Genomic DNA, 21,238 nt, shown 5'->3' with positions numbered 1-21,238 from the left:
ATATTACGATATTACGATATTACGATATTACGATATTACGATATTACGATATTACGATATTACGATATTACGATATTGTAATCCATAAACACAAAAAAATCATGCGCGGTGCATCACACCCCCTACGACAGCTTTTGATGCGCCCGTTACAGAAGGCAAGCAGTTCGGGATGTTTTCCAGGTGTAATACACCCAAAAAAGCGAAAATCAATGCTTCTTTAAAATCAATTGTTTCTTCATCAGGAATAACAATTTTACCGTTGAAATAATGTTCAATCCGGCTGATCAAAAATGTATTTTTAGTCCCTCCCCCTGTTATAAATACAGACTTACAATGATATTCATTTAACCTTCTTGCAATCTGAAAAGCAGCATGTTCCGTTGCAGTGGCAATCTTTACTTCGATTGAAACTGGTTGATGCTCATAAACAGGCAAGATCACTTGTTCTATCCACTCCCAACCAAGTGACGGAGGTTGTGGCTGATTGTAGGCGTCGATCTCATTCAATAAATTCAGCAATGTGTCATCAGGTGTCTGTGCTGAAGCAATGGTGCCATCCTTGTCATATTCCAATCCTAATTGCCGGGTAAAATAGTTGATTATAATATTTGCCGGACAGATGTCAAATGCAGTAACGGTGGCATCTGTATTTAATACAGAAAAATTAGCAAATCCTCCGATGTTCAAAAAAGCATCCGCCTGCTCTGAAAAAAGTAATTGATCACCAATCGGAACCAATGGAGCTCCTTGTCCTCCGTGCAGCACATCCTTTGTCCGGAAATCATTGATGGTGTTGATTCCGGTTGTATATGCAATACTTTCACCGCAACCAATCTGAACAGTTAATCCTTTATCCGGTTGATGAAAGACTGTATGTCCATGTGAAGCAATTGCCGTAATCGCATTTTTTTGAATTGAAAAATCTGCTATGAAATTATTGATGCATTCACCGAAAAAAACACCTAGTTGCTGATCCAACGAAAACAATTCAAGTCCAGATAAATTAACCGCATTTTTGAGTTGCTTTAATAGGTGTGCAGGATAGACCTGTGTTCTTGCGTTGTGTGTTTTATAACTCCACTTGTTGTTTTTGTAAAAAAAATCAACATGGCAAATATCCACGCCATCCAGCGAAGTACCTGACATCAATCCGATTAATTCGTAGTGAAGAAAATCTTTAACTTGCATTTTTTTAATATTTGATTACTTTTGCAGATACTCAAAATGAAACCATAAAGATACGTATGAAATTTGAATTATCAGAAGAGCATTTGGCTGTAAAAGCTGCTGCAAGGGATTTTGCCCAAAATGTATTGAAACCGGGTGTGATTGAGCGCGATAATGAACAGCGCTTTCCTGCCGAAGAGATCAAGCAACTGGGAGAATTGGGATTTATGGGGATGATGGTTGATCCGAAGTACGGAGGAAGTGGTATGGACACACTTTCTTATGTGTTGGCGATGGAAGAGATCTCCAAGGTTGATGCCTCAACTTCCGTGTGTATGTCGGTCAACAACTCTCTTGTTTGTTGGGGGTTGGAAAAATTCGGTACGGAAGAACAAAAGCAAAAATACCTGGTTCCACTTGCAAAAGGTGAAAAAATCGGTGCATTTTGTTTGTCCGAGCCGGAAGCAGGATCAGATGCTACTTCACAGCGTACAACAGCGATCGATAAAGGAGATTATTATTTGATGAACGGAACGAAAAACTGGATCACAAATGGATCTTCGGCATCTATTTACCTGGTAATTGCTCAAACAGATGTTGAAGCAGGACACAAAGGAATCAATGCGTTTATTATCGAAAGAGGAATGGACGGATTCATCGTTGGTGCGAAAGAAGATAAAATGGGAATTCGCGGAAGTGATACACACACACTATTGTTCAACGATGTAAAAGTTCCGAAGGAAAACAGAATCGGAGAAGATGGTTTTGGATTTACCTTTGCAATGAAAGTTCTTTCCGGCGGACGTATCGGAATTGCTTCCCAGGCATTGGGAATTGCGGCAGGAGCATTTGAGTTGTCAACTGCTTACGCGAAAGAGCGAAAAGCATTTGGTAAGACAATCGGGCAACACCAGGCAATTGCATTCAAACTGGCAGATATGGCAACAGACATCGAAGCTGCTCGTTTGTTGGTGTACCGTGCTGCGTTGGATAAAGACAACGGACGTAATTATGACCAATCATCCGCAATGGCGAAGTTGTATGCTTCAAAAGTAGCAATGGAACATACGGTTGAGGCTGTTCAGATCCACGGAGGATACGGTTTTGTTAAAGAGTACCACGTTGAGCGTTTAATGCGTGATGCCAAGATTACACAAATTTATGAGGGAACATCTGAAGTTCAGAAAATCGTTATTTCCAGAAATATTCTGAAAGACTAATTTATTCAGACTTATCCATATTGAAAAGCCACTCAGATGAGTGGCTTTTTTTATTTAATAACCAACAGATTAAATGGCTTTTGTTAACGTGTTGAATGAAATGCATTATTCACTCAATTCCATTAAATCAATCGTATCATAATCGTATTGACAGCTTTCAAAACAGGGATTTTACTGCAAATTGTTGAAATCATTTTCCACCGATTCTATAAAAGGTATGATTATTGACCTTATTTTTACAAAAAACAAGACCTCATGAAGACAGTTAGCAGTATTATTTTTAGTAGTTGCGTATTTCTTTCATTCGGACAAATCGGTTCTATGAAGAAAGAAAAAGACAATGCCGTTCCTTGTTATGAACGTGCGAAAAATCAACGAAGCAAAGGCATTGATAGTTGGGAATGCGGTAAACTTGTTGGCGTAGTTGATTGCAACGAGGAAATTGAATACGATCATGAATTAGACCTGTTTCTGAAAAAGGCGAAAGACAATGTAAACAGAACGGGGGCAGGAAAACCATTTACGGGTACCTGTGAATCGTGTTTTATGAACGGTTTGCTCGAAAGAAGGATTTCGTTTGTTGACGGACGTGAAAACGGAATTGATACAACTTATTACGAAGACGGATGCATTCAGGCGGTACGTTCCCATATTCAGGGAGCAGAATCCGGGACATGGACGTATTTTTATGATTCCACTCAAATTGTTGCGTGGGAAATGAACTATTACCTGGGGGAAAAGCATGGAAAACAAGTTAACTTCAAAGCAAACGGAGACACGACAAAATTAGAGCACTATAAAAACGGAGTGCTGGATGGGGTGAAAAAGCAATATTACAAAGGGTCGAAAGTATTCAAGGAAGTGAACTATGTTGCCGGTTTGATGGATGGTCCGTTCAAAATGTATAACGCGCAGGGAGTTGTGATTGAAGAAGCGAATTACAAAGCCAACAAAAAGAACGGGATTCAGAAGTATTATTACGATGACGGTGTCTTACTGCGAACGGAAAATTGGGAAAATGGGGTCAAATCGGGAGAGTTCAAAATGTTCTATTACCAGGGACACATTCAGACGCTGGAAACTTATAACAAGAAAGGACAGAAAGAAGGAAAATTTGAAGAATATTATCCGGACCAAAAGCCGAAACGAATTGCTGTATATGCAAAAGATGTGCTAATTGAAGAGCACTTGTTTGATGAACATGGCAACGAAACCTATTCGTTTGGAGCACCGACAACATCAGATGCAGAAGACGACGCTGTTAAAAAGAAGGGAACCAAAAAATAATGAATACTGATTCCCGTGTGGTCACGCTTGATGTAGCAGTAATCGGAGGCGGTGCAGCCGGCTTTTTTGCTGCCATTCATGCAAAGAATACAACCAATACTGTCGCGATTTTTGAGAAGTCTGCCAAACTGCTTTCCAAGGTGAAGATTTCTGGAGGCGGGCGTTGCAATGTGACCAATGCCTGTTTTGACAATGAATTATTGTCCGGATATTATCCCCGTGGAGAAAAGCAGCTGAGAAGAGCTTTTTATCAATTTAACGCCCGATCCACAGTTGAATGGTATGAATCGCGGGGAGTGAAATTAAAAACCTACCCAGATAATTGCATCTTTCCGCAGGCAAATGATTCACAGGTTATCATTGACTGTTTATTGAAAGAGTGTTATGGCCGGGGAGTCACATTGCAGGTTCAGCATTCGGTAAAAGCCATCCGGAAGGAAAATGAAATCTTTATCCTGACGCTGGATGAACAACTTGTTTACGCTAAAAAAGTGATTGTAACAACCGGTGGACAACCAAAAATGAGCGGGTTGAAGTGGCTGGAGGAATTAGGGCTGAAAATAGTCCCCCCTGTCCCCTCTTTGTTTACGTTCAACATGCCCGGAAATCCGATCCGGGAATTAATGGGGAATGTCGTCGAACAAACCACCGTAAAAATTGAAGGCACAAAATTAACGGGAAAAGGCCCGCTGCTCATAACTCATTGGGGAATGAGCGGCCCGGCAATCTTACAACTTTCTGCCTGGGGTGCGCGGATACTGGAAGAAAAAAAATACCGGTTTTCGATTTTTGTTAATTGGCTGGATGAAATGAAAGAAGAAGCATTGAGGGAGCGGTTACAACGTCATAAAAAAGAGCAACCGGAGAAGATGCTTAGTAATGCCAATCCGTTTTCAATTACCAACAAAATCTGGCAGTTTTTATTGCAGAAATATGAACTTCCCGCCCAAGTCCGTTGGAAAGAACTGGAAGGAAAATCACTGAACAAACTGATTACAGCCTTACTGTTTGACAAATATGACGTGTCCGGAAAAACAACCTTCAAAGAAGAATTTGTTACCGCCGGAGGAGTGCACCTTTCAGAGATCGATTTCAATACCATGGAGTCAAAAAAAATAAACGGACTGTACTTTGCGGGAGAAGTACTCGATATAGATGGAATCACTGGCGGATTTAACTTTCAGGCAGCCTGGACAACCGGTTACATTGCAGGCAAACACGCCGGAAAAGACTAATTCACCATATCGCGATATCGTCTTATTGCAATATTGCGATATGGCAATAAATATATTTCCCGGTTTCAGATCATTTTTTTAATAAAAATAACTTGCTTTGCAGTATGCATTTTGTAGAACCGCATTTTGGATGGAGAGGGTATTACACCGCAGAAGACGACCCGCAATCGCCTTTTTACGGACGTGTGTACAGTGAGTTTGAATTCGAGCATCGGATTTATAATTACGTGATTCATCCGCAGTGGGATACCATCGGATCGGAAACATTATTTATCAAGATTTTGTTTATTGATTACCAGGACGGCTATTCAATCATTGAATTAATCGGAGAATGGAACGATGCGATTGAGAATGACATCATGACACTGAAACGGGATATTATCGACACATTGATTCATGAAGGAATCAACAAGTTTATTTTAGTAGGAGAAAACGTACTGAATTTTCATTCGTCGGATGATAGTTATTATGAAGAATGGATTGACGACATCGAAGATGGATGGGTTGTTCTTGTCAATTTTCACGATCATGTGAGTAGAGAAATGCAGCACGCCAATATTGACCAGTATTTTTTAATGGGTGGGCAATTAGACGATGTGGAATGGAGAACCTTTCTCCCCCATCAATTCTTTCGGTTTATTTCAAAAATTGTCACCCAGCGATTGGATTAGAAATTACTTTTTCGGATTCCATTCATAGATCCCTACTTTTAAGCGGTTTACCACAATACTGTCACCTGATTGTGCCCATAAACCGGTATAAGTCTCATCCCGTTTTGTTCGAAGATGCGGTACAACGTAATTGAAAATAACCCGCTTGTTGACAGAATCGTGAATCATGTTGATGTCTTTGTATTGCTTTCCTCTCCAGCCATAAACCTGATCTCCATACTTCATGTGTTCATTAAAGATCTTTCCCTCCAACTGCCGGGGAGAGCCTTCATAACTCCATTCCGACCGAACAAGCAGGTGCTGTACATCCTTTATCTTACCGGGATACAACGTAATTCCGGGAGCGTACGGATTTTTTTGTGACAAAACAAAATTGTCAAATACTAAACTGTCCGTATAAAGTAATTTAAAATCATCAGAGAGATGGACCGCAGCACTTTCAAGATCCGCTTCATCAATTGCCAGTAATAACTTTTGTTGTGCTGTCATGGGGGTTGTTTGTAAAAAAACGGAACAATAAGCCTCCCTCGTCATTCTGCTGGCATGAAATATTCGTTTTCGAACCTGGTAAGTCTGAAATAAATTAAGCAGGATCATGAGTCCGATCAACGCCATTACCCATTTCTTTCCGAAATCCTTAATGAAATACCCCAAACTAACTGCAAGAATCGGGTAACAATCGATCATTCCCCGGTGACCAAAAGGAATCGGGTACCACCAGGTCGTCCAGCAACTGACAACATAGAAGAAGACAAGGAATGTGAGCAACGCACCGATCCCTGTTGAACGGTCATTTTTGATCCAGTAATAAAAGCCGATCACCGCAAAAATCATCACCGGAGAATAAATCAGCCACCCGTTTCTAAAGCTAAACAAAACTTCGGACATGTAAGGTGTTGACCAGTCCATTCCCTCCCCCGGATTGTTCGCATAACTGTTGATCAGGAAACTCCCTGAAGTCAGTTTCCAATAAATCACTTGAGGAAGAAATGTCAACACAACTGCCAGTATTGCAATCAGTACGTACCCGGTTTTTGAGCGGAGAAAAAACACAATTTTACTGATAACGGAAGATCCAAATTTTTTATAACTGTAAAACACAGCGAAAAGACCTAATACAACCGATGGGGTGCGTGTCAGGGCAATCAGACCAATCGAAACTCCCAGCAAAATGGCATTTTTAACCGTAACGTTCTCGTGGAAAGAATGGGTGCGGAGAATCAAAAAGCACACCAGCATAAAAACCAGGTTGTGCGTCACTCCCGCTGATCCGCAGTTCATGTAAAAATAATTGGTTCCAAAACCGATAATCAGCAATACTGTTGCTCCGATCCGTTCGTTGAAAAATAATCGTAAAACCCTTCTTAACAGAACAATACTGAGGATAAAGTAGAAGAATGACCCCAGATAAGCCATTACCTGGTAAGGATAAGAAAATCCGTCACTGACATATCCTCCCCAACTTGCCCACACTTCTGCAATCAGGTAAAATGGAGTGTATAGAATCGCCCAACCCATTGTGTACTTGATGTAGACATTTCCGTTGGGTAAATCAACGTATTGGTACAACGTAGAGGAGTAATCATACCGTTCATTGATTACCCTAAAATAATCCAGGTTTACGTCGAATGAATGCTGTTCGAAAATCAACGGAAGATACGAGTTATATCCCATTACATCCCAGGTAAGTATGTTTGGGATTCCGTTATAGAAGAACAATACTCCCATGATCAGAATCAGTAGAATACCGATCGTAAATGTGTTGTAGCCTGTCTTGAATCGATTCATGCACGAAATCTTTAAGACAAAAATAACGTTAAAGTTGGTTTTTTGATGAAAAACGAAAAGATGTGGAAAGAATAAATTCTCCTTAATTTATTGCTTAATGAGATGAAAGACAAAACCGGATCGAATGGTGTAAAATAATTAACCCGTTTATAATCAAAAAAGGAGCAATTCAAAAAATCACTCCTTTTTCTGTCGTTATATCTTTTCAATTACACATGTAACGCTCTTCCTGCCGTAGCATCCAGTGCAGCTTCTTTTACCGCTTCTGAATACGTCGGATGTGGATGGCAGATTCGTGCGATATCTTCTGCAGAAGCTCTGTACTCCATTGCAACAACAGCTTCCATAATCAAATCTGCCGCTCGTGGCGCGATCATGTGAACCCCCAGGATTTCATCTGTTTCTTTATCTGCAATGATTTTTACCAATCCCTGGATGTCCATAGATGCACGAGCTCTTCCCAACGCTTTGATCGGGAATGATCCAACCTTGATGTTTGCTCCTGCTGCTTTCAATTCTTCTTCTGTTTTTCCAACAGCTGCAACTTCCGGCCATGTATAAACAACTCCCGGAATCAGATCGTAGTTGATATGTGGTTTTTGTCCCGCCAGTAATTCCGCAACAAAAACACCTTCTTCTTCTGCTTTGTGTGCCAGCATTGCTCCGCGAACAACGTCTCCGATGGCATAAATATTCGGTACCGCAGTCTGTAAATGATTGTTGACCTCGATTTGTCCCCTGTCCGTTGTTTTCAACCCTGCATTTTCCAGGTCAAGTCCGTCCGTATATGGTTTTCTACCTACGGCAACCAGGCAGTAATCTGCCTCCATTGTTACCTCATCCCCTTTTTTATTCAATGCAGTAAGAACAACTGTCTTTCCTTTGTTTTCTACTTTTTGAACACGATGTTCCATGTGGAATTTGAACCCTTCTTTTTTCAATACGCGTGTCAATTCTTTCGACATTGTTCCGTCCATTGTCGGAATAATGTTCGGAGCAAATTCAACAACTTCGATTTCAGTTCCCAAACGTCCGTATACGGAACCTAATTCGAGGCCGATTACCCCTCCCCCGATTACCAGCATTTTCTTCGGTACTTCTGTCAGACTCAATGCTTCTGTCGAAGTAATAATACGCTTTTTGTCCGGCTCCATTCCCGGGAAGAAATTAGGTTTTGAACCTGTAGCGATGATTGTATTTTTAGACGTTAGCTGCGTTTCTTTTCCTTCCGCATCTACCACTTTAATTGTTGTAGCGTTTACAAACGAGCCTAACCCGTGATAGACATCAATTTTATTTTTGTCCATCAGGAATTTTATCCCTGCACATGTCTGCTCTACCACTCCGTTTTTACGGGCAATCATTTGTTTGATATCGGCCTTCGGCTTATTGATAATCACTCCGTGTTCAGCAAAATTATGCACAGCATTATGGAAGTGTTCAGACGAATCCAACAATGCTTTTGAAGGGATGCATCCTACATTCAAACAGGTTCCACCAAGTGTGTTGTATTTTTCAATAAGTGCTGTTTTCAATCCCAACTGTGCGCAACGGATTGCTGCCACATATCCGCCGGGACCGGAACCGATAATCGTAACGTCGTAATTGCTCATTTTTTGTCTGTTTTTTATCTTCCCTGCAAATGTAATTACTTTATCTGACTGGGGAGTCATATCGGCAGATAAAAAAGGTGAATGGACGCAAAAAACAAGTGCTTCCGTGTACGAATACAAATAGTTTTTTAAAACTTCAATTCTTTGATTATCTTTGGTACATACTTTAGAAATAAATGAACAGTATGAAATTTTTTCACCCAATCGCTATTCTATTCATTGCCGCTTCTTTTGTTTTCTCTGCCTGCAAAAAGGACAAAGAAAAAGAAGAGGAAACAGAAGTTGTTTACAAGACCGAACAATCCTATGTACTTGCCGACATTTCGTATGGAAGTGAAGCAGGACAAGATATGGATATTTACCTACCCGCCAACAGAAGTGCGTCAACAAAAGTATTTGTTCTGGTACACGGAGGTGGCTGGCATGCGGGAGATAAAGCTGATTTCGATGGCTTTTTCAATGTACTGAAACAATATTACCCCAATCATGCAATTATCAACATCAATTACCGGCTTGCCACTCTTTCCAGTCCGGGGTATCCGAAGCAGATCAATGACATTCAACTGGCGTTGCAACACATTCAGCAGGCAAAATACAATGTTTCCCGTGAATACTTTTTCTTTGGAGCGTCAGCAGGCGGGCACCTGGCGATGTTATACGGTTATGCATTCGACCCGAACCACAACGTGAAAGGAATTTGCAACACAGTGGGTCCGGCAGATTTTACAGATCCATCGTATACAGATAATTCAATTTATCAGTACGCATTGACGAGCCTGGTCGGACCATATACATACGCCCAGAAACCGGAGTTGTACCTCGAAGTAAGTCCCGTTCATTACATCTCGGCGACTTCTCCGAAGACCATTTCATTTTTCGGAGATGCTGACGATCTTGTACCGGAAACACAACTGCCGTTACTGCACGATAAACTCAATGCTGCGGGCGTTTACAACGAGGCGACACTGTATGCAGGAGAAGGACACGGAGGATGGAGTCAGGCAACATCTACTGATTACACGCTGAAAGTAGCCAACTTTATCAACACACATTTTAATTACTAAAAATCGTTTCTGACTCTTCAACTGAAGTATTTTACTATCTTAACGCACTGAAAGAATGTGTGAGACCATGAAAATTATTTCATTTAACGTAAACGGCATCAGAGCCATTATTAAAAAGTCATTTATAGATGACATGCGTTCGCTGGACGCTGATATTATTTGTTTACAGGAGACGAAAGCAACCGTAGAACAGACAAAAGAAGCTGTTGCTGGTCTGGAAGGATATGAAGTGTACGGGAATGAAGCGGAACGCAAAGGGTATTCCGGAACAGCTATCATTACACGTGTTAAACCGATTGCAGTGTTTTATAACATCGGAGTTTCAGAACATGACAATGAAGGTCGTGTAACAGGTGCGGAATTTGAAGACTTCTACCTGATCACAGCTTACATCCCCAATTCAGGAAGCGAGTTGCTGCGACTGGGATACCGTCAAACATGGGACGAGGCATTCTTAAGTTACCTTAAAAACCTGGAAAAGACCAAGCCGGTAATCGTATGCGGGGATTTTAACGTCGCTCACAAAGCAATTGACCTGGCGCGACCGAAAGAAAATTACAATAAATCAGCGGGATTCATGCAGGAAGAAATTAATGGAATGGATGCGTACACTTCCAATGGACTCATTGATACGTACCGGTCTGTTCACGGAGATACCATAAAATATACCTGGTGGAGTTACAGAGGTGGTGCACGTCAGAAAAATGTAGGCTGGCGGATTGACTATTTCCTGGTATCTGAGCAGTTTCTGCCACGTATCAAAGATGCGTTTATTCTGAATGAAATTGAAGGGTCGGATCACTGCCCGGTTGGAATTAGTATCCAATAAAACAGGAAATGCAACGTTTCCTTGTACGTAATTATTATTTCGTTACTTTTGAATGCCTAAAAGAAAGAAAATGGATACTTCTGTGAAATCCACACTTTTCACACTCCTATGTTTTATTGCGTTTCTCACCAGCTGTTCTCCTTCTGAAAAACAGGAGCAGAATATTGCTGAAAAGCGACGACTCAATGATGGTGATATCCACTCGTATGCCAACCTGGATGAAATTCATACAAAGCACTTACACCTAGAGTTGGATGTCAATTTTGACAACAATACCATTTATGGTGTTGCACGGCACCAGATGGTCAATGAAAAAGGTGTTGACACGGCCGTTTTTGATGTTAAAAACATCGTTATTCAAAAAGTGACAACCGGACAAGGGAAAGAGAAAGAAACAGATTATGTCATCGGGCAAGATGATCCGATTATCGGCGCTCCGCTGATGGTTGCCATTGACTCAACGGTTGAATTCATCAATATTTACTACTCAACAACAGATAAAACGGAAGCCCTGGACTGGCTGACTCCTGAATTAACAGAAGGAAAGAAATACCCGTTCATGTATTCGCAGGGGCAAACGGTTTTAACCAGAACGTGGATTCCGATACAGGATAGTCCTTCCAACAGGATTACGTATTCTGCAGATGTAAAAGTTCCCAAAGAATTTCTGGCAGTGATGAGTGCAACCAATCCGACTTCAAAAAACGAGACGGGAGAGTATCATTTTGAGATGAAACAACCGATTCCGGCTTACCTGATTGCTATTGCAGTAGGAAACCTGGAGTATCGGTCACTGGGTAAAAACTGTGGTGTTTATTCAGAACCTGAACTGATTGATACCTGCGCGTATGAATTCGCAGATCTGCAAAAAATGATCAATGCTGCCGAAAAATTATATGGGGATTACCGCTGGGAACAATACGATGTAGTAGTGCTTCCCTATTCATTTCCGTTTGGCGGGATGGAAAATCCGCGATTGACATTTGCCAATCCGACGTTGATCACAGGCGATCGCTCGTTGGTGAGTGTTATTGCGCATGAACTGGCACATTCCTGGTCCGGCAACCTGGTTACGAATGCTTCCTGGGAAGATTTCTGGCTCAATGAAGGGTTTACGGTGTATTTTGAAAACCGGATTATGGAAGAGCTTTATGGGAAAGAAGTAGCAGACATCCTCGCTGTTATTGAATTCCAGGAATTAGAACGAACATTGAAAAAAATTGATCAACAGGACACAAAACTGAAATTAAATCTCACGGACAGAAGTCCGGATGAAGGAATGACAGATATTGCATACATTAAAGGTGCGTACTTCCTGCGGACATTGGAACAGGTAGCAGGTAGAAAGAAGTTTGATAAGTTCCTGAAAAAATACTTTAGCGATCATGCTTTCAAGACGTTATCCACAGAGGAATTTGTAACTTATTTAGATCATCACCTGCTGCAACCGAATAAAATTGATTTCAATACGGATGAATGGATTTATGAACCGGGCATCCCCGAAAATTGTATTCACATAACGTCCGGTCGCCTTGAGAAAGTAGAAAAACTGGCCGAAGATGTGGCCAACGGGAAAAACAGTTCAAAGTTCAAAAAATACAAGCGTGACGATCTGACAACTCAGGAATGGATGGCGTTTATCCGTAAATTGCCCGCAGATATAGATGTGAAAACCTTGAAAATGATTGATGACCAGCTGGGATTCAAGAATTGTGGGAATTCTGAAATCATGTGTGAATGGTACCTCTTGGCCATTGAGAGAGGATACACACTGGTACGACCGAACATGGAAAAATTCCTTCTGAAAACCGGGAGATTGAAATACCTGGAACCCATTTACGAAGAACTCAACAACAGCAGGTACCAAAGCGATAAAGAGCTGGCAAAAAAAATAATTGAAAAAGCCAAAGGAAATTACCATCCGATTGCACGTATATCCATCGAAGAAATCCTCAAATCTTAATCGGTTTCTTTGAAGTAATGACGGATTTCATCCCGGAGATTGTAACGGGAAGACATGACTTCGCCATAGGCTCCGGCTGTTCGGATGGCCAGTAAATCTCCTCGATGAACTTCCGGTAACAATACTTCTTTGCCAAATGAATCTGAACTTTCACAAATCGGTCCGACAATATCGTAGTGTAATTGTACTGCTCCGGTTTTTGCTGAAATGTTCTCAATTGCATGGTAAGCCTGGTATAAAGCGGGACGCATCAGTTCAGTCATCCCGGCATCGAGGATGACGAAATGTTTTTTGATTCCTTTTTTGATGTACAATGCTTTTGAAATCAATGTTCCGCATTGAGCAACTATTGCTCTCCCGATTTCGAAATGAACCTCCTGGTTGGGACGTTTTTCGAGGAATTGTTCAAAAACAGAAAAATAAGCATCAAAATCAGGTAGTGGAAATTCATCAGGCTGTTTGTAATCAACCCCTAACCCACCTCCGACATTCAGCGTTCTTAAATAAATGCCATGTTCCTCAAACCACCTGTTCCATTCGTTTACTTTGATGCATAAGCTTTTGAAGACATTCATTTCAAGTATCTGTGAACCTATATGGAAGTGGATACCGTGTAATTCCAGGTATGGATTTGCTTTGGCGACAGCAATACATTCCGGCAGATCTCCCGGCATGATCCCGAATTTATTCTCGTCCAAACCTGTGGTGATGTAGTGATGTGTCTGTGCGTCTACATTCGGATTGATCCGAAGCGCGATCCGGGCCGTTCGTTGTTCTTGCACCGCCAATTCTCCGATCACGAGCAGTTCTTCCGGAGATTCCACATTGAAGGAAAAAATTTCCTGTTGGAGGGCATAGCGAATTTCTTTGTCTGTTTTTCCAACACCTGCAAATGCAATTTTATCCGGATGAACCCCTATTTCTATTGCTTTTTTGACTTCATTTCCACTGACACAATCAGCTCCGAATCCGTACGCGTTGATCCAGTGTAATATCCGTTCATTGTAATTGGCTTTATAGGCATAATGAATATGAAAATTCCGTTTCTCAGCTGCTGCTTTAACCGTTTCCAACGTGCGTTTCAACAGGTCAAGATCGTAATAATAAAACGGTGTTTCGACACCTTCCAATTGTCTTGTTAAATTCGGATCAAACATAAGGTCTCAGAATAAGTGAAGGTGTAACGATTGCAGTGCTTCTGCTTTATGGGCTGAATGAACCAGCAGTGAAATGTTGTGATCGGAACCTCCATAGGAAATCATTCGGATCGGAAGATGTCGGATTCCCTCAAAAATCTGAGCAGCGTATCCTTTCGTATCAATATTAAAGGTGCCTACAATGCAAATAATCGTTTGGTCGGCATCTACGGATACCTGCCCGAAACCGGTAAGTTCTGTTATGATTTCTTCCAGGAACCGGGTGTCATCAATGGTGAGAGATACCGCAACTTCGGAGGTTGTAATCATATCAATCGGTGTTTTGTAGCGTTCAAAAACCTCAAAAACCCGTCGTAAAAAACCATACGCCAGCAACATTCGGGAAGATTGGATACGGATTGCTGTAATTCCATCCTTCGCTGCAATGGCACGGATTCCTGATGAAGATGTGTCTCCGTTTTTACTGATCAGTGTCCCTTTTGCCTGTGGCTGCATGGTGTTGAGCAACCGAACGGGAACAGTGTATTTTTGTGCAGGGAAAACGCTTTGAGGGTGCAGGATTTTTGCTCCGAAATAAGCCAGCTCGGCAGCTTCTTCGAAACTCAAATTTGCAATGGGACGCGTATTTTGGACGATTCGCGGATCATTGTTATGCATTCCGTCAATGTCAGTCCAGATGTGTATCTCTTCCGCTTGAATGGCCGCACCGATGAGTGAAGCAGTATAGTCAGAACCTCCACGACGAAGGTTGTCAACTTCTCCGAATGCATTTCTGCAGATATACCCTTGTGTAATAAACAAGTGTGTTTCCCTGTGTGTTTCCAGCAATACAGATAAATGCTGCCGGGTATATTCAATGTCTGGTTCGTTGTCCTCATTGAGCCTCATAAATTCCAACGCCGGCAATAGGATTGATTGAACTCCTGTTTCTTCCAGGTAATACTGAAACAATGCTGTTGACATTAACTCCCCTTGCGCGAGAATAATTTTCTCTTCTACAGGTGTAAATAAATCATTGGATAAAGAGCGAATCAGATCAAAATGGCAATGGATTAACAGTTTGGCTTTTTGCAACGTTTTCCCCGTCTCATAAAGTTCTTCCACTAAGCGATCGTATGCACTTTGCAGTTCGTCCGTTTTTCGATGTGCCTCTTCTCTGTTCTCCCGGTAGAGTAATTCTGAAATTTCAACCAATGAATTTGTCGTTCCCGCCACAGCGGAAAGCACGATGATTTGCCGTTGAGTGACATCCACAATGGTTGTAAGTGCTTTGATACGTTGTGAATTTCCGACCGATGTCCCCCCGAATTTGAGTATTTTCATAGACTGCTAATCAGTATATTTTGTTGAATCAAAAGGCAAAATTATATAAAACTTACATTTAATTATTAAAAATAAAACAATTTATTAAATTAATAACTATTTGTTAAATAATGAACTTATGCATGTTTCAAAAACTCAAGCTAAAAATGGAGAAGGACAAATCATAAAAAACAAAGCACATAAACTCCGAAGAATTTATGTGCCTCATTTCGTTAGAATATGAAACCAGAAAATCAATTGTAAAAGGTAGATATGTTTAACCAAAATATTTAAAACTAACCTCTGTTGACAGTATAACGAATCGGTTAAAGGAATGGTTGGGTGAATTGTGAAAAAAAAATAAAAAAATGTGTCTTTCGTGATAAATTCTATAAAGATTCGTAACTATACCCTTATTGACTAGAAATATTTAAGACATAATGGGAAGACTTTCAATATTGTCTTTCGTAGTATCATTTTTTACAGTGCGTATATGTTCATTGACAACTTCAATATCTGTAAATGTGTTTTCAGAATATGAATAGGTATAAAATTTAGTTTCATCATCAATCATTTTAATAATTTCAGATTCGTTTGTCCAACCTTCATTTCCAGTAGATATTACGAAATAATTTGGTGATGTTTTTTTTCCTTCCATCTCTTTTATAAAATCAGACTTTGGTCTGATATAAAACATTGAATTTTGTTCATTACGTCCTATAATAACAAATTTGCTTAAATCGGTAAGTGTAATTTTCATATTTATTATCTGTTTTTATTATATGTTAACTAGTATCAAAAAGTTTAAAATAGGTTTAAAAATAGAATTTTTAATCGCTAAAAGTTGCAAATAACTGCAAATATATTTTTCTGATAATCAGATTTCTATTACACTCGAAATATAATAGGAATTTCCGAATTAGAAAACTTTTATTTATAGTTATAACATGACGATTTTAGAATTTCAGGACAAATTTAGTACAGAGCAAAGTATCATTAATTATTATATCCAAATCAAATACAATGGTAACTTATGTTGTGATCATTGTGGTAGTGATAAAGTATACCACAGGAAAGACAAATTGAAGATGTATCAATGTGAAACATGTAATAACAATTTCAGTATCTTTAAAGGAACCATTTTTGAGAAGTCATCTACATCATTACGTAAATGGTTTTATGCTATTCATTTGTTTTTAAACAGTAAGAAAGGTATATCTGGATGTCAATTACAAAGAGAAGTTGGAGTTACATACAAAACAGCATGGAGAATGTTGAAACAAATCAGAACTGCAATGGCTTCAAAAGGTATGAAAGATGTATTTTCATCAACTGTCGAAATTGATGAAACCTATATCGGTGGTAAACCAAGAAAGAAAAATAAAGGTATGCAAACTGATGAATTTAAAAATAAACGTGGAAGAGGGTCATTCAAAACTCCGGTAATTGGAATTATTGATAGAACCAGTAAACAAGTTTATGCTAAAGTTGCATTACCGAATGAAAATAATCAAAAACTTACAGGGAAACAACTTTTAAGTATTCTATCAGAAGTAACAAAAACTGGAACAACTGTAATTTCTGATGAATTTAGGAGTTACAACATTTTATCAAAATCTGGATTTATACATTTAAAAGTTGATCATTCAAAAGAATTTGCCAAAGATGAAATTCATACCAATAACATTGAATCATTTTGGGGAATTTTAAAAAGAGGTATTTATGGCATTTATCATTCTGTTTCTGTCAAATATATGCAAAACTATATCAACGAATTCTCATTCCGTTATAACAACAGATTTAATGAAAACATATTCGATACGCTAATCAAAAATACACATCAATAAATCAAACTTTCAAACCAATCCCATGTATAAATAAAAAAACATATTTATATTATGATGACGGAAGAACAAAGAGTTGAAAAACAACAGTTATGTGATAAATTTATAGATAAAATAGATTCATTATTTGAAGAATTTAAAAATACAACAGGAATAGAATTTCATATAATTGATGATTTTCAATTTAAACAGTTGCAGGAAATAAAAATTTTCAAAAAAAGAAATCCAAATAACCGTTTTTATTATTCTCCTCGAATAATAACAGCTAAAGGAACTCAAGTAGAAACCCATCAGTATATTTATTAATTTATCAACGGAAACAATCTGAATATTAAATTTATTTTTCACTGAAATATCTTAATACTCTCTGTATGTCATTATCTTGATATTTTTTAGTGTTTTCTTTCATCTTGTTTATTTGAATTGATGACATCCTATCTTGTATTTGTGAAAATTCTTCAGCTCTTTCTATTATAGTTTGTCCTATAATGCTTTCAGAGATTTCTACTGATTTAATATCAAAAACGCCTCCTGAAGGATTAATAATAGAATTTTTGAAATCTTCTTTGTTAATTCCCTCGATTGGTAAGATAAAAATAAACCGTGGTATTTTAATGAAGAAGAAACAGATGTCATCATTATGTGGAATACTTGCATCAACGTTTCGAGCCATATACCTTATATATGTTTCATCTGAACATTCTTCAGTTAGATTAGCACCTATAAAAAGATGAAATTCATTATTTTTTTGAATTGGTACTTGATTTAACAAATAATTTTTCCATTCCTGCTCAGCAAATAGCAGTTCATTATACCATACAGTATCTTTATGTTCTTCAAGTAAGAAATTTTTTAAAACTCTCCAAAAAATAGATACTGTAAAATAATAAAATGTTGAGTCATATTGAAAAGAATGAACATTGTCATCGACTACTGGATAAAAAATATTTGTGGACATTTTTGTTTCTGAAATTGAAAATCTACCTTCACATTCATTACAAAGAAGTTTTGTTTTTATTCCATCCTGTTCAATCTTATTTGGATTACTAACATTTCGTAATCTTCCAGCACCTGTTTTTTTCATCCATCTAAATATAAAACTAGGAATGATGTGTGAATTTTTTAATTCGCTATTATTTCCACAAAGTGCACAAATTCCAGACATTATATTTAATTCTGTTGATTAATTAACCTGAATTTAAAGATATAAATTATTGTTTTACGATTTTATGGAATTGATTTCCTATTTGTAAAATATAGATTCCATTGGGTTGATTTAATAAGTCAATTTTACCTTCTGTGTAGATTATATCATTAAATATGATTTGGCCGTTTAAACCAGTTAAAATGATATTTTCAGTTCCATTAATGGATATGTTTAAATAGTCAGTTACCGGATTTGGGTAAATAGATACAGAATTTATATCTACAATTGGTGTAGATAGGTAATTGATAGCATTATTTAAGTCGATTTTCATATTTACTGGAGTTGTTGATGGTTCACCACCACCAGTATAATATGTAATTATAGTATCAACATAAAAGATCCTATTTTCAGGTGAATAATTATCAAAATTAGTACTTTTAAAAATGTAATACCATTGACTTCCTGTTTGATTCATTTTATAATAGTATGAAGAGTTTAAATCATCTAAATTATGGATCGTATTTGCCGCCGAGTTTCCAATAGCAGTATATATAATACTATCAGGTGAATAAGTTTGTGTAAATGATACATTTATAAATGTTCCACCAGGAATTCCTGCTTTTTGAATCTGTAATAACCATTGTCCAAATGACAACGCAGTTATTAAACTAAAGGCGAAAATTAAAATAGATTTTTTCATGATTATTCAGGTTTATTAGATATGTAATTAATAATTAAATAGATAACGAATAGAATTGGAAAGCCAAAGAATATAGATGGTAATATTCTTGCATCTTCACCAACACTAAAAAATGTAATAAGGAATGCTATTATATAAAGGGGAATGATGAACTTTAAATATGGTTTAAAAGCAGTATAAATTTTGAATGTTTTAATGGCTAGTTCTTGATTATCTTTTTTGTCTTGTTCATCCCGGATTTTTTGTTGTTCTAATTCTAAAATTTCCTGTTGAGCTTTGAAGACTTTTGTTTCTGCTTTTGAATAGTTTGCTTCACCTTTTTGTTTTTGATACTCAGTTAAACATTTCTTTCCACAAAAATATTTTGTGGAAAAGAGTCTTTCTTTAACAGGCATATTCGTATGATTCCCACACCATATACATTTAAATGTTGCCATAATAATTTTAGGTTATTTTTATAGACAAAATTAGATGCACATTTAATGATTGATGTTTACTTTAATGTTACTATCATATACTTTTAGTTGTTAATTTTGTACTTATAGTTTATTTTAATAGTTTTACATATTAAATTGATTGTTATGAATGAACAAGAGAAAGAAATACGTATTGGAAAGAAAATCCGACAGTTAAGAGAATTGAAAGATTATTCCCAAGAATATATGGCTGAAAAATTAGGAATGAGTGTTCCTGGTTATAGTAGAATTGAAAGAAATGAAGTTGATGTTAATATTGAAAAAGCTTATCAAATTGCTTCAATATTAAATGTTGGAATTAATGACTTACTTAATTTTGATGAAAAATATATCTTCCATAATTATAACTATGGTTCTGATGCCGAACATGCTTTTGTAATTAATAGCCATATTCAATCCCAAAATAAAGAAGATAGAAAAACTATCAACGATCTTATTCAATTCCTTAAAGACCAAATTAAGGAAAAAGATATTATCATCAATAACCTCTTAAATAAGAAATAATTATGCAAGTTTTTATTACCTATGATGTTAGTAATGGAAGGGATGATGTAAAAAGAGCATTACTTGAAATTGGATTTGATGACAATTGGGAATATGATTATGATAAATATTATTTACCAAATAGTTCTCTTTGTCATCCGGATTTACAAAGTACACATACGGCTAATAAGCTTTTTCATAACGTTATTAAACAATTAAATAAAAATAGAGAAGCAACTGATCAAATTGAACCATTAAGATTTATAGCATTAAGAGTAGATCCATGGTCAGGAATTCCAGGAGAAAAACATTCTAATTCCAGGGAATAATTTATATTCCTTTCCTTGTGACATTTTACCAGGTTCGATTTTCTTAAATGGATTTTTTATATAAAAACAAATTTGAATAGTTTTATTACCGTATCTCTTTTTTTCTTTCATATCTATTATATAGACAAACCATTAATTTGTTTGGTGATTATTTGAAAAAGATACAATCATTAATAACCTCTTAAATAAGAAATAATGCCAGAATTAACAATAACAAATAAGAATTTAAATGATGAATATAGTTTTTTACCAAATAGTAAAAATGTAATTATTAAAAATTTGACAATCAAATTGGAAACAGATGAAATCAATCTGAAATTATTTAGTGAAACGAAGATTGAATTGTTAAAAAAAGACCCTAATATAGGGCCAAGTGGTATGATTTATTATTTCGATTATAATAAAAATGATTTTGTTTCCAATAATATACCAAAAGAATTAGATTCAAATGAATATGGGTATTATTATTTATTTGATACAAATGGTAAACAATTAAAAGACATAGATTTTACAATTTTTATTCAATACGAAGGATGAGGAATAAATTTATGCAAAAGAAGTAATCCATATCCTGTTATTATTTTACCCTCATGTTCAATATTTCCTTTTTCATTATATCTACCATTTATCAATTCAACATAATGATAAAAATACCTTGAACCACTATGTTTATGGTGACAAACGGTTTATATAACCCAAGGAATATAAATCGGAGAGTTAATTGGAATTAATTAGGAGTTGAACGATAATGAGCAGGTACTAAAACCTCTTTTCCATTTACAACTTTTGTATGTCCGTGAACATATACCTTTTTCTTTCCTTTTTCAGTTTTTGCCATAAATTTTGAATTTAACTGTTAGTAGGTTTTGACACCTCTTCTATTTATGTGTATCGACCCCTTATTAATTGGACGGATTTCCGCTGTTAGTTTAGGTTGATTTTATAGTTTTACGGCTTTCGCCG

Annotated in this window: 21 protein-coding genes; 12 read left to right on the top strand and 9 right to left on the bottom strand. The window is 37.3% G+C overall.

Translation table 11 applies throughout. The features are described 5' to 3' along the window. Positions 1-99 precede the first annotated feature (99 nt). Positions 100-1,188: an anhydro-N-acetylmuramic acid kinase gene (locus H9Y05_RS15745; protein WP_163491328.1), complete on the bottom strand. Its 1,089-nt coding sequence runs from the start codon at positions 1,186-1,188 to the stop codon at positions 100-102. A gap of 56 nt (positions 1,189-1,244) precedes the next feature. On the opposite strand from H9Y05_RS15745, the gene H9Y05_RS15740 reads away from it, so the two are divergent. From H9Y05_RS15740 to H9Y05_RS15725, 4 genes are all read left to right on the top strand, one after another. Then, the gene (locus H9Y05_RS15740) at positions 1,245-2,387 is read left to right on the top strand and encodes an acyl-CoA dehydrogenase (RefSeq protein ID WP_163491326.1); all 1,143 of its coding nucleotides are present in this window, start codon (positions 1,245-1,247) and stop codon (positions 2,385-2,387) included. Between the two features lie 255 nt (positions 2,388-2,642). Next, positions 2,643-3,674, top strand: coding sequence for a toxin-antitoxin system YwqK family antitoxin (locus H9Y05_RS15735; RefSeq protein WP_163491324.1), 1,032 nt, complete (start codon positions 2,643-2,645; stop codon positions 3,672-3,674). After that, the gene (locus tag H9Y05_RS15730; protein ID WP_163491322.1) at positions 3,674-4,909 is read left to right on the top strand and encodes a BaiN/RdsA family NAD(P)/FAD-dependent oxidoreductase; all 1,236 of its coding nucleotides are present in this window, start codon (positions 3,674-3,676) and stop codon (positions 4,907-4,909) included. The genes H9Y05_RS15735 and H9Y05_RS15730 overlap by 1 nt, the downstream gene beginning before the upstream one ends. A 104-nt stretch (positions 4,910-5,013) precedes the next feature. After that, positions 5,014-5,580, top strand: coding sequence for a hypothetical protein (locus tag H9Y05_RS15725; RefSeq protein WP_216714831.1), 567 nt, complete (start codon positions 5,014-5,016; stop codon positions 5,578-5,580). Between the two features lie 3 nt (positions 5,581-5,583). Here the strand turns inward: H9Y05_RS15725 and H9Y05_RS15720 are convergent, their stop codons facing one another. Beyond that, a complete protein-coding gene (locus tag H9Y05_RS15720; RefSeq protein WP_216714830.1) occupies positions 5,584-7,368 on the bottom strand; it encodes a hypothetical protein in 1,785 nt (594 codons plus the stop codon). A gap of 209 nt (positions 7,369-7,577) precedes the next feature. Next, complete coding sequence (gene lpdA / locus H9Y05_RS15715) at positions 7,578-8,981, bottom strand: dihydrolipoyl dehydrogenase (RefSeq protein WP_216714829.1); 1,404 nt, start codon at positions 8,979-8,981, stop codon at positions 7,578-7,580. Positions 8,982-9,166: 185 nt separating this feature from the next. On the opposite strand from lpdA, the gene H9Y05_RS15710 reads away from it, so the two are divergent. The 3 genes from H9Y05_RS15710 (at position 9,167) to H9Y05_RS15700 (ending at position 12,837) form a co-directional block, all read left to right on the top strand. Beyond that, entirely contained in the window at positions 9,167-10,045 is an 879-nt protein-coding gene (locus H9Y05_RS15710) for an alpha/beta hydrolase (RefSeq protein ID WP_163491314.1), read from the top strand. Between the two features lie 67 nt (positions 10,046-10,112). Continuing rightward, on the top strand, positions 10,113-10,874 hold the full coding sequence (locus tag H9Y05_RS15705) for an exodeoxyribonuclease III (protein WP_163491312.1): 762 nt from the start codon (positions 10,113-10,115) through the stop codon (positions 10,872-10,874). A gap of 70 nt (positions 10,875-10,944) precedes the next feature. Further along, the gene (locus H9Y05_RS15700; protein WP_235992238.1) at positions 10,945-12,837 is read left to right on the top strand and encodes a M1 family metallopeptidase; all 1,893 of its coding nucleotides are present in this window, start codon (positions 10,945-10,947) and stop codon (positions 12,835-12,837) included. Here H9Y05_RS15700 and lysA read toward each other — a convergent pair. The 3 genes from lysA to H9Y05_RS15685 all read right to left on the bottom strand — a co-directional run bounded on the left by lysA (position 12,834) and on the right by H9Y05_RS15685 (position 16,056). Continuing rightward, positions 12,834-13,994 carry a diaminopimelate decarboxylase gene (lysA, locus tag H9Y05_RS15695; protein WP_216714828.1) on the bottom strand — a complete coding sequence of 387 codons (1,161 nt, stop codon included), beginning with the start codon at positions 13,992-13,994 and terminating at the stop codon, positions 12,834-12,836. The two genes, H9Y05_RS15700 and lysA, sit on opposite strands and share 4 nt — an antisense overlap. A gap of 6 nt (positions 13,995-14,000) precedes the next feature. After that, complete coding sequence (locus H9Y05_RS15690; RefSeq protein WP_216714827.1) at positions 14,001-15,317, bottom strand: aspartate kinase; 1,317 nt, start codon at positions 15,315-15,317, stop codon at positions 14,001-14,003. A 409-nt stretch (positions 15,318-15,726) separates the two neighbouring features. Further along, a complete protein-coding gene (locus H9Y05_RS15685) occupies positions 15,727-16,056 on the bottom strand; it encodes a hypothetical protein (RefSeq protein WP_216714826.1) in 330 nt (109 codons plus the stop codon). Between the two features lie 187 nt (positions 16,057-16,243). Between H9Y05_RS15685 and H9Y05_RS15680 the strand changes: the two genes are divergently transcribed. After that, entirely contained in the window at positions 16,244-17,143 is a 900-nt protein-coding gene (locus H9Y05_RS15680) for an IS1595 family transposase (protein WP_216714825.1), read from the top strand. Between the two features lie 51 nt (positions 17,144-17,194). Then, a complete protein-coding gene (locus H9Y05_RS15675; protein WP_216714824.1) occupies positions 17,195-17,446 on the top strand; it encodes a hypothetical protein in 252 nt (83 codons plus the stop codon). Between the two features lie 31 nt (positions 17,447-17,477). Here the strand turns inward: H9Y05_RS15675 and H9Y05_RS15670 are convergent, their stop codons facing one another. From H9Y05_RS15670 to H9Y05_RS15660, 3 genes are read right to left on the bottom strand one after another with little or no spacing between them, the layout of a single operon-like run. Continuing rightward, positions 17,478-18,305 carry a hypothetical protein gene (locus H9Y05_RS15670; protein WP_216714823.1) on the bottom strand — a complete coding sequence of 276 codons (828 nt, stop codon included), beginning with the start codon at positions 18,303-18,305 and terminating at the stop codon, positions 17,478-17,480. 46 nt (positions 18,306-18,351) lie between these two features. Then, a complete protein-coding gene (locus tag H9Y05_RS15665; RefSeq protein ID WP_216714822.1) occupies positions 18,352-18,987 on the bottom strand; it encodes a T9SS type A sorting domain-containing protein in 636 nt (211 codons plus the stop codon). Positions 18,988-18,989: 2 nt separating this feature from the next. Further along, complete coding sequence (locus tag H9Y05_RS15660; RefSeq protein WP_216714821.1) at positions 18,990-19,424, bottom strand: hypothetical protein; 435 nt, start codon at positions 19,422-19,424, stop codon at positions 18,990-18,992. A gap of 144 nt (positions 19,425-19,568) precedes the next feature. Between H9Y05_RS15660 and H9Y05_RS15655 the strand changes: the two genes are divergently transcribed. From H9Y05_RS15655 to H9Y05_RS15645, 3 genes are all read left to right on the top strand, one after another. Continuing rightward, entirely contained in the window at positions 19,569-19,967 is a 399-nt protein-coding gene (locus H9Y05_RS15655) for a helix-turn-helix domain-containing protein (RefSeq protein WP_216714820.1), read from the top strand. A 2-nt stretch (positions 19,968-19,969) separates the two neighbouring features. Further along, positions 19,970-20,275, top strand: a complete 306-nt coding sequence (locus H9Y05_RS15650; protein ID WP_216714819.1) for a hypothetical protein — start codon at positions 19,970-19,972, stop codon at positions 20,273-20,275. Between the two features lie 195 nt (positions 20,276-20,470). Then, a complete protein-coding gene (locus H9Y05_RS15645) occupies positions 20,471-20,812 on the top strand; it encodes a hypothetical protein (protein WP_216714818.1) in 342 nt (113 codons plus the stop codon). Positions 20,813-21,238: the final 426 nt, after the last annotated feature.

This window comes from Taishania pollutisoli, assembly GCF_014518315.1.
In the GTDB taxonomy this organism is placed as follows: domain Bacteria; phylum Bacteroidota; class Bacteroidia; order Flavobacteriales_D; family Crocinitomicaceae; genus Taishania; species Taishania pollutisoli.
This window is presented reverse-complemented; position numbering and strand designations above follow the sequence as displayed.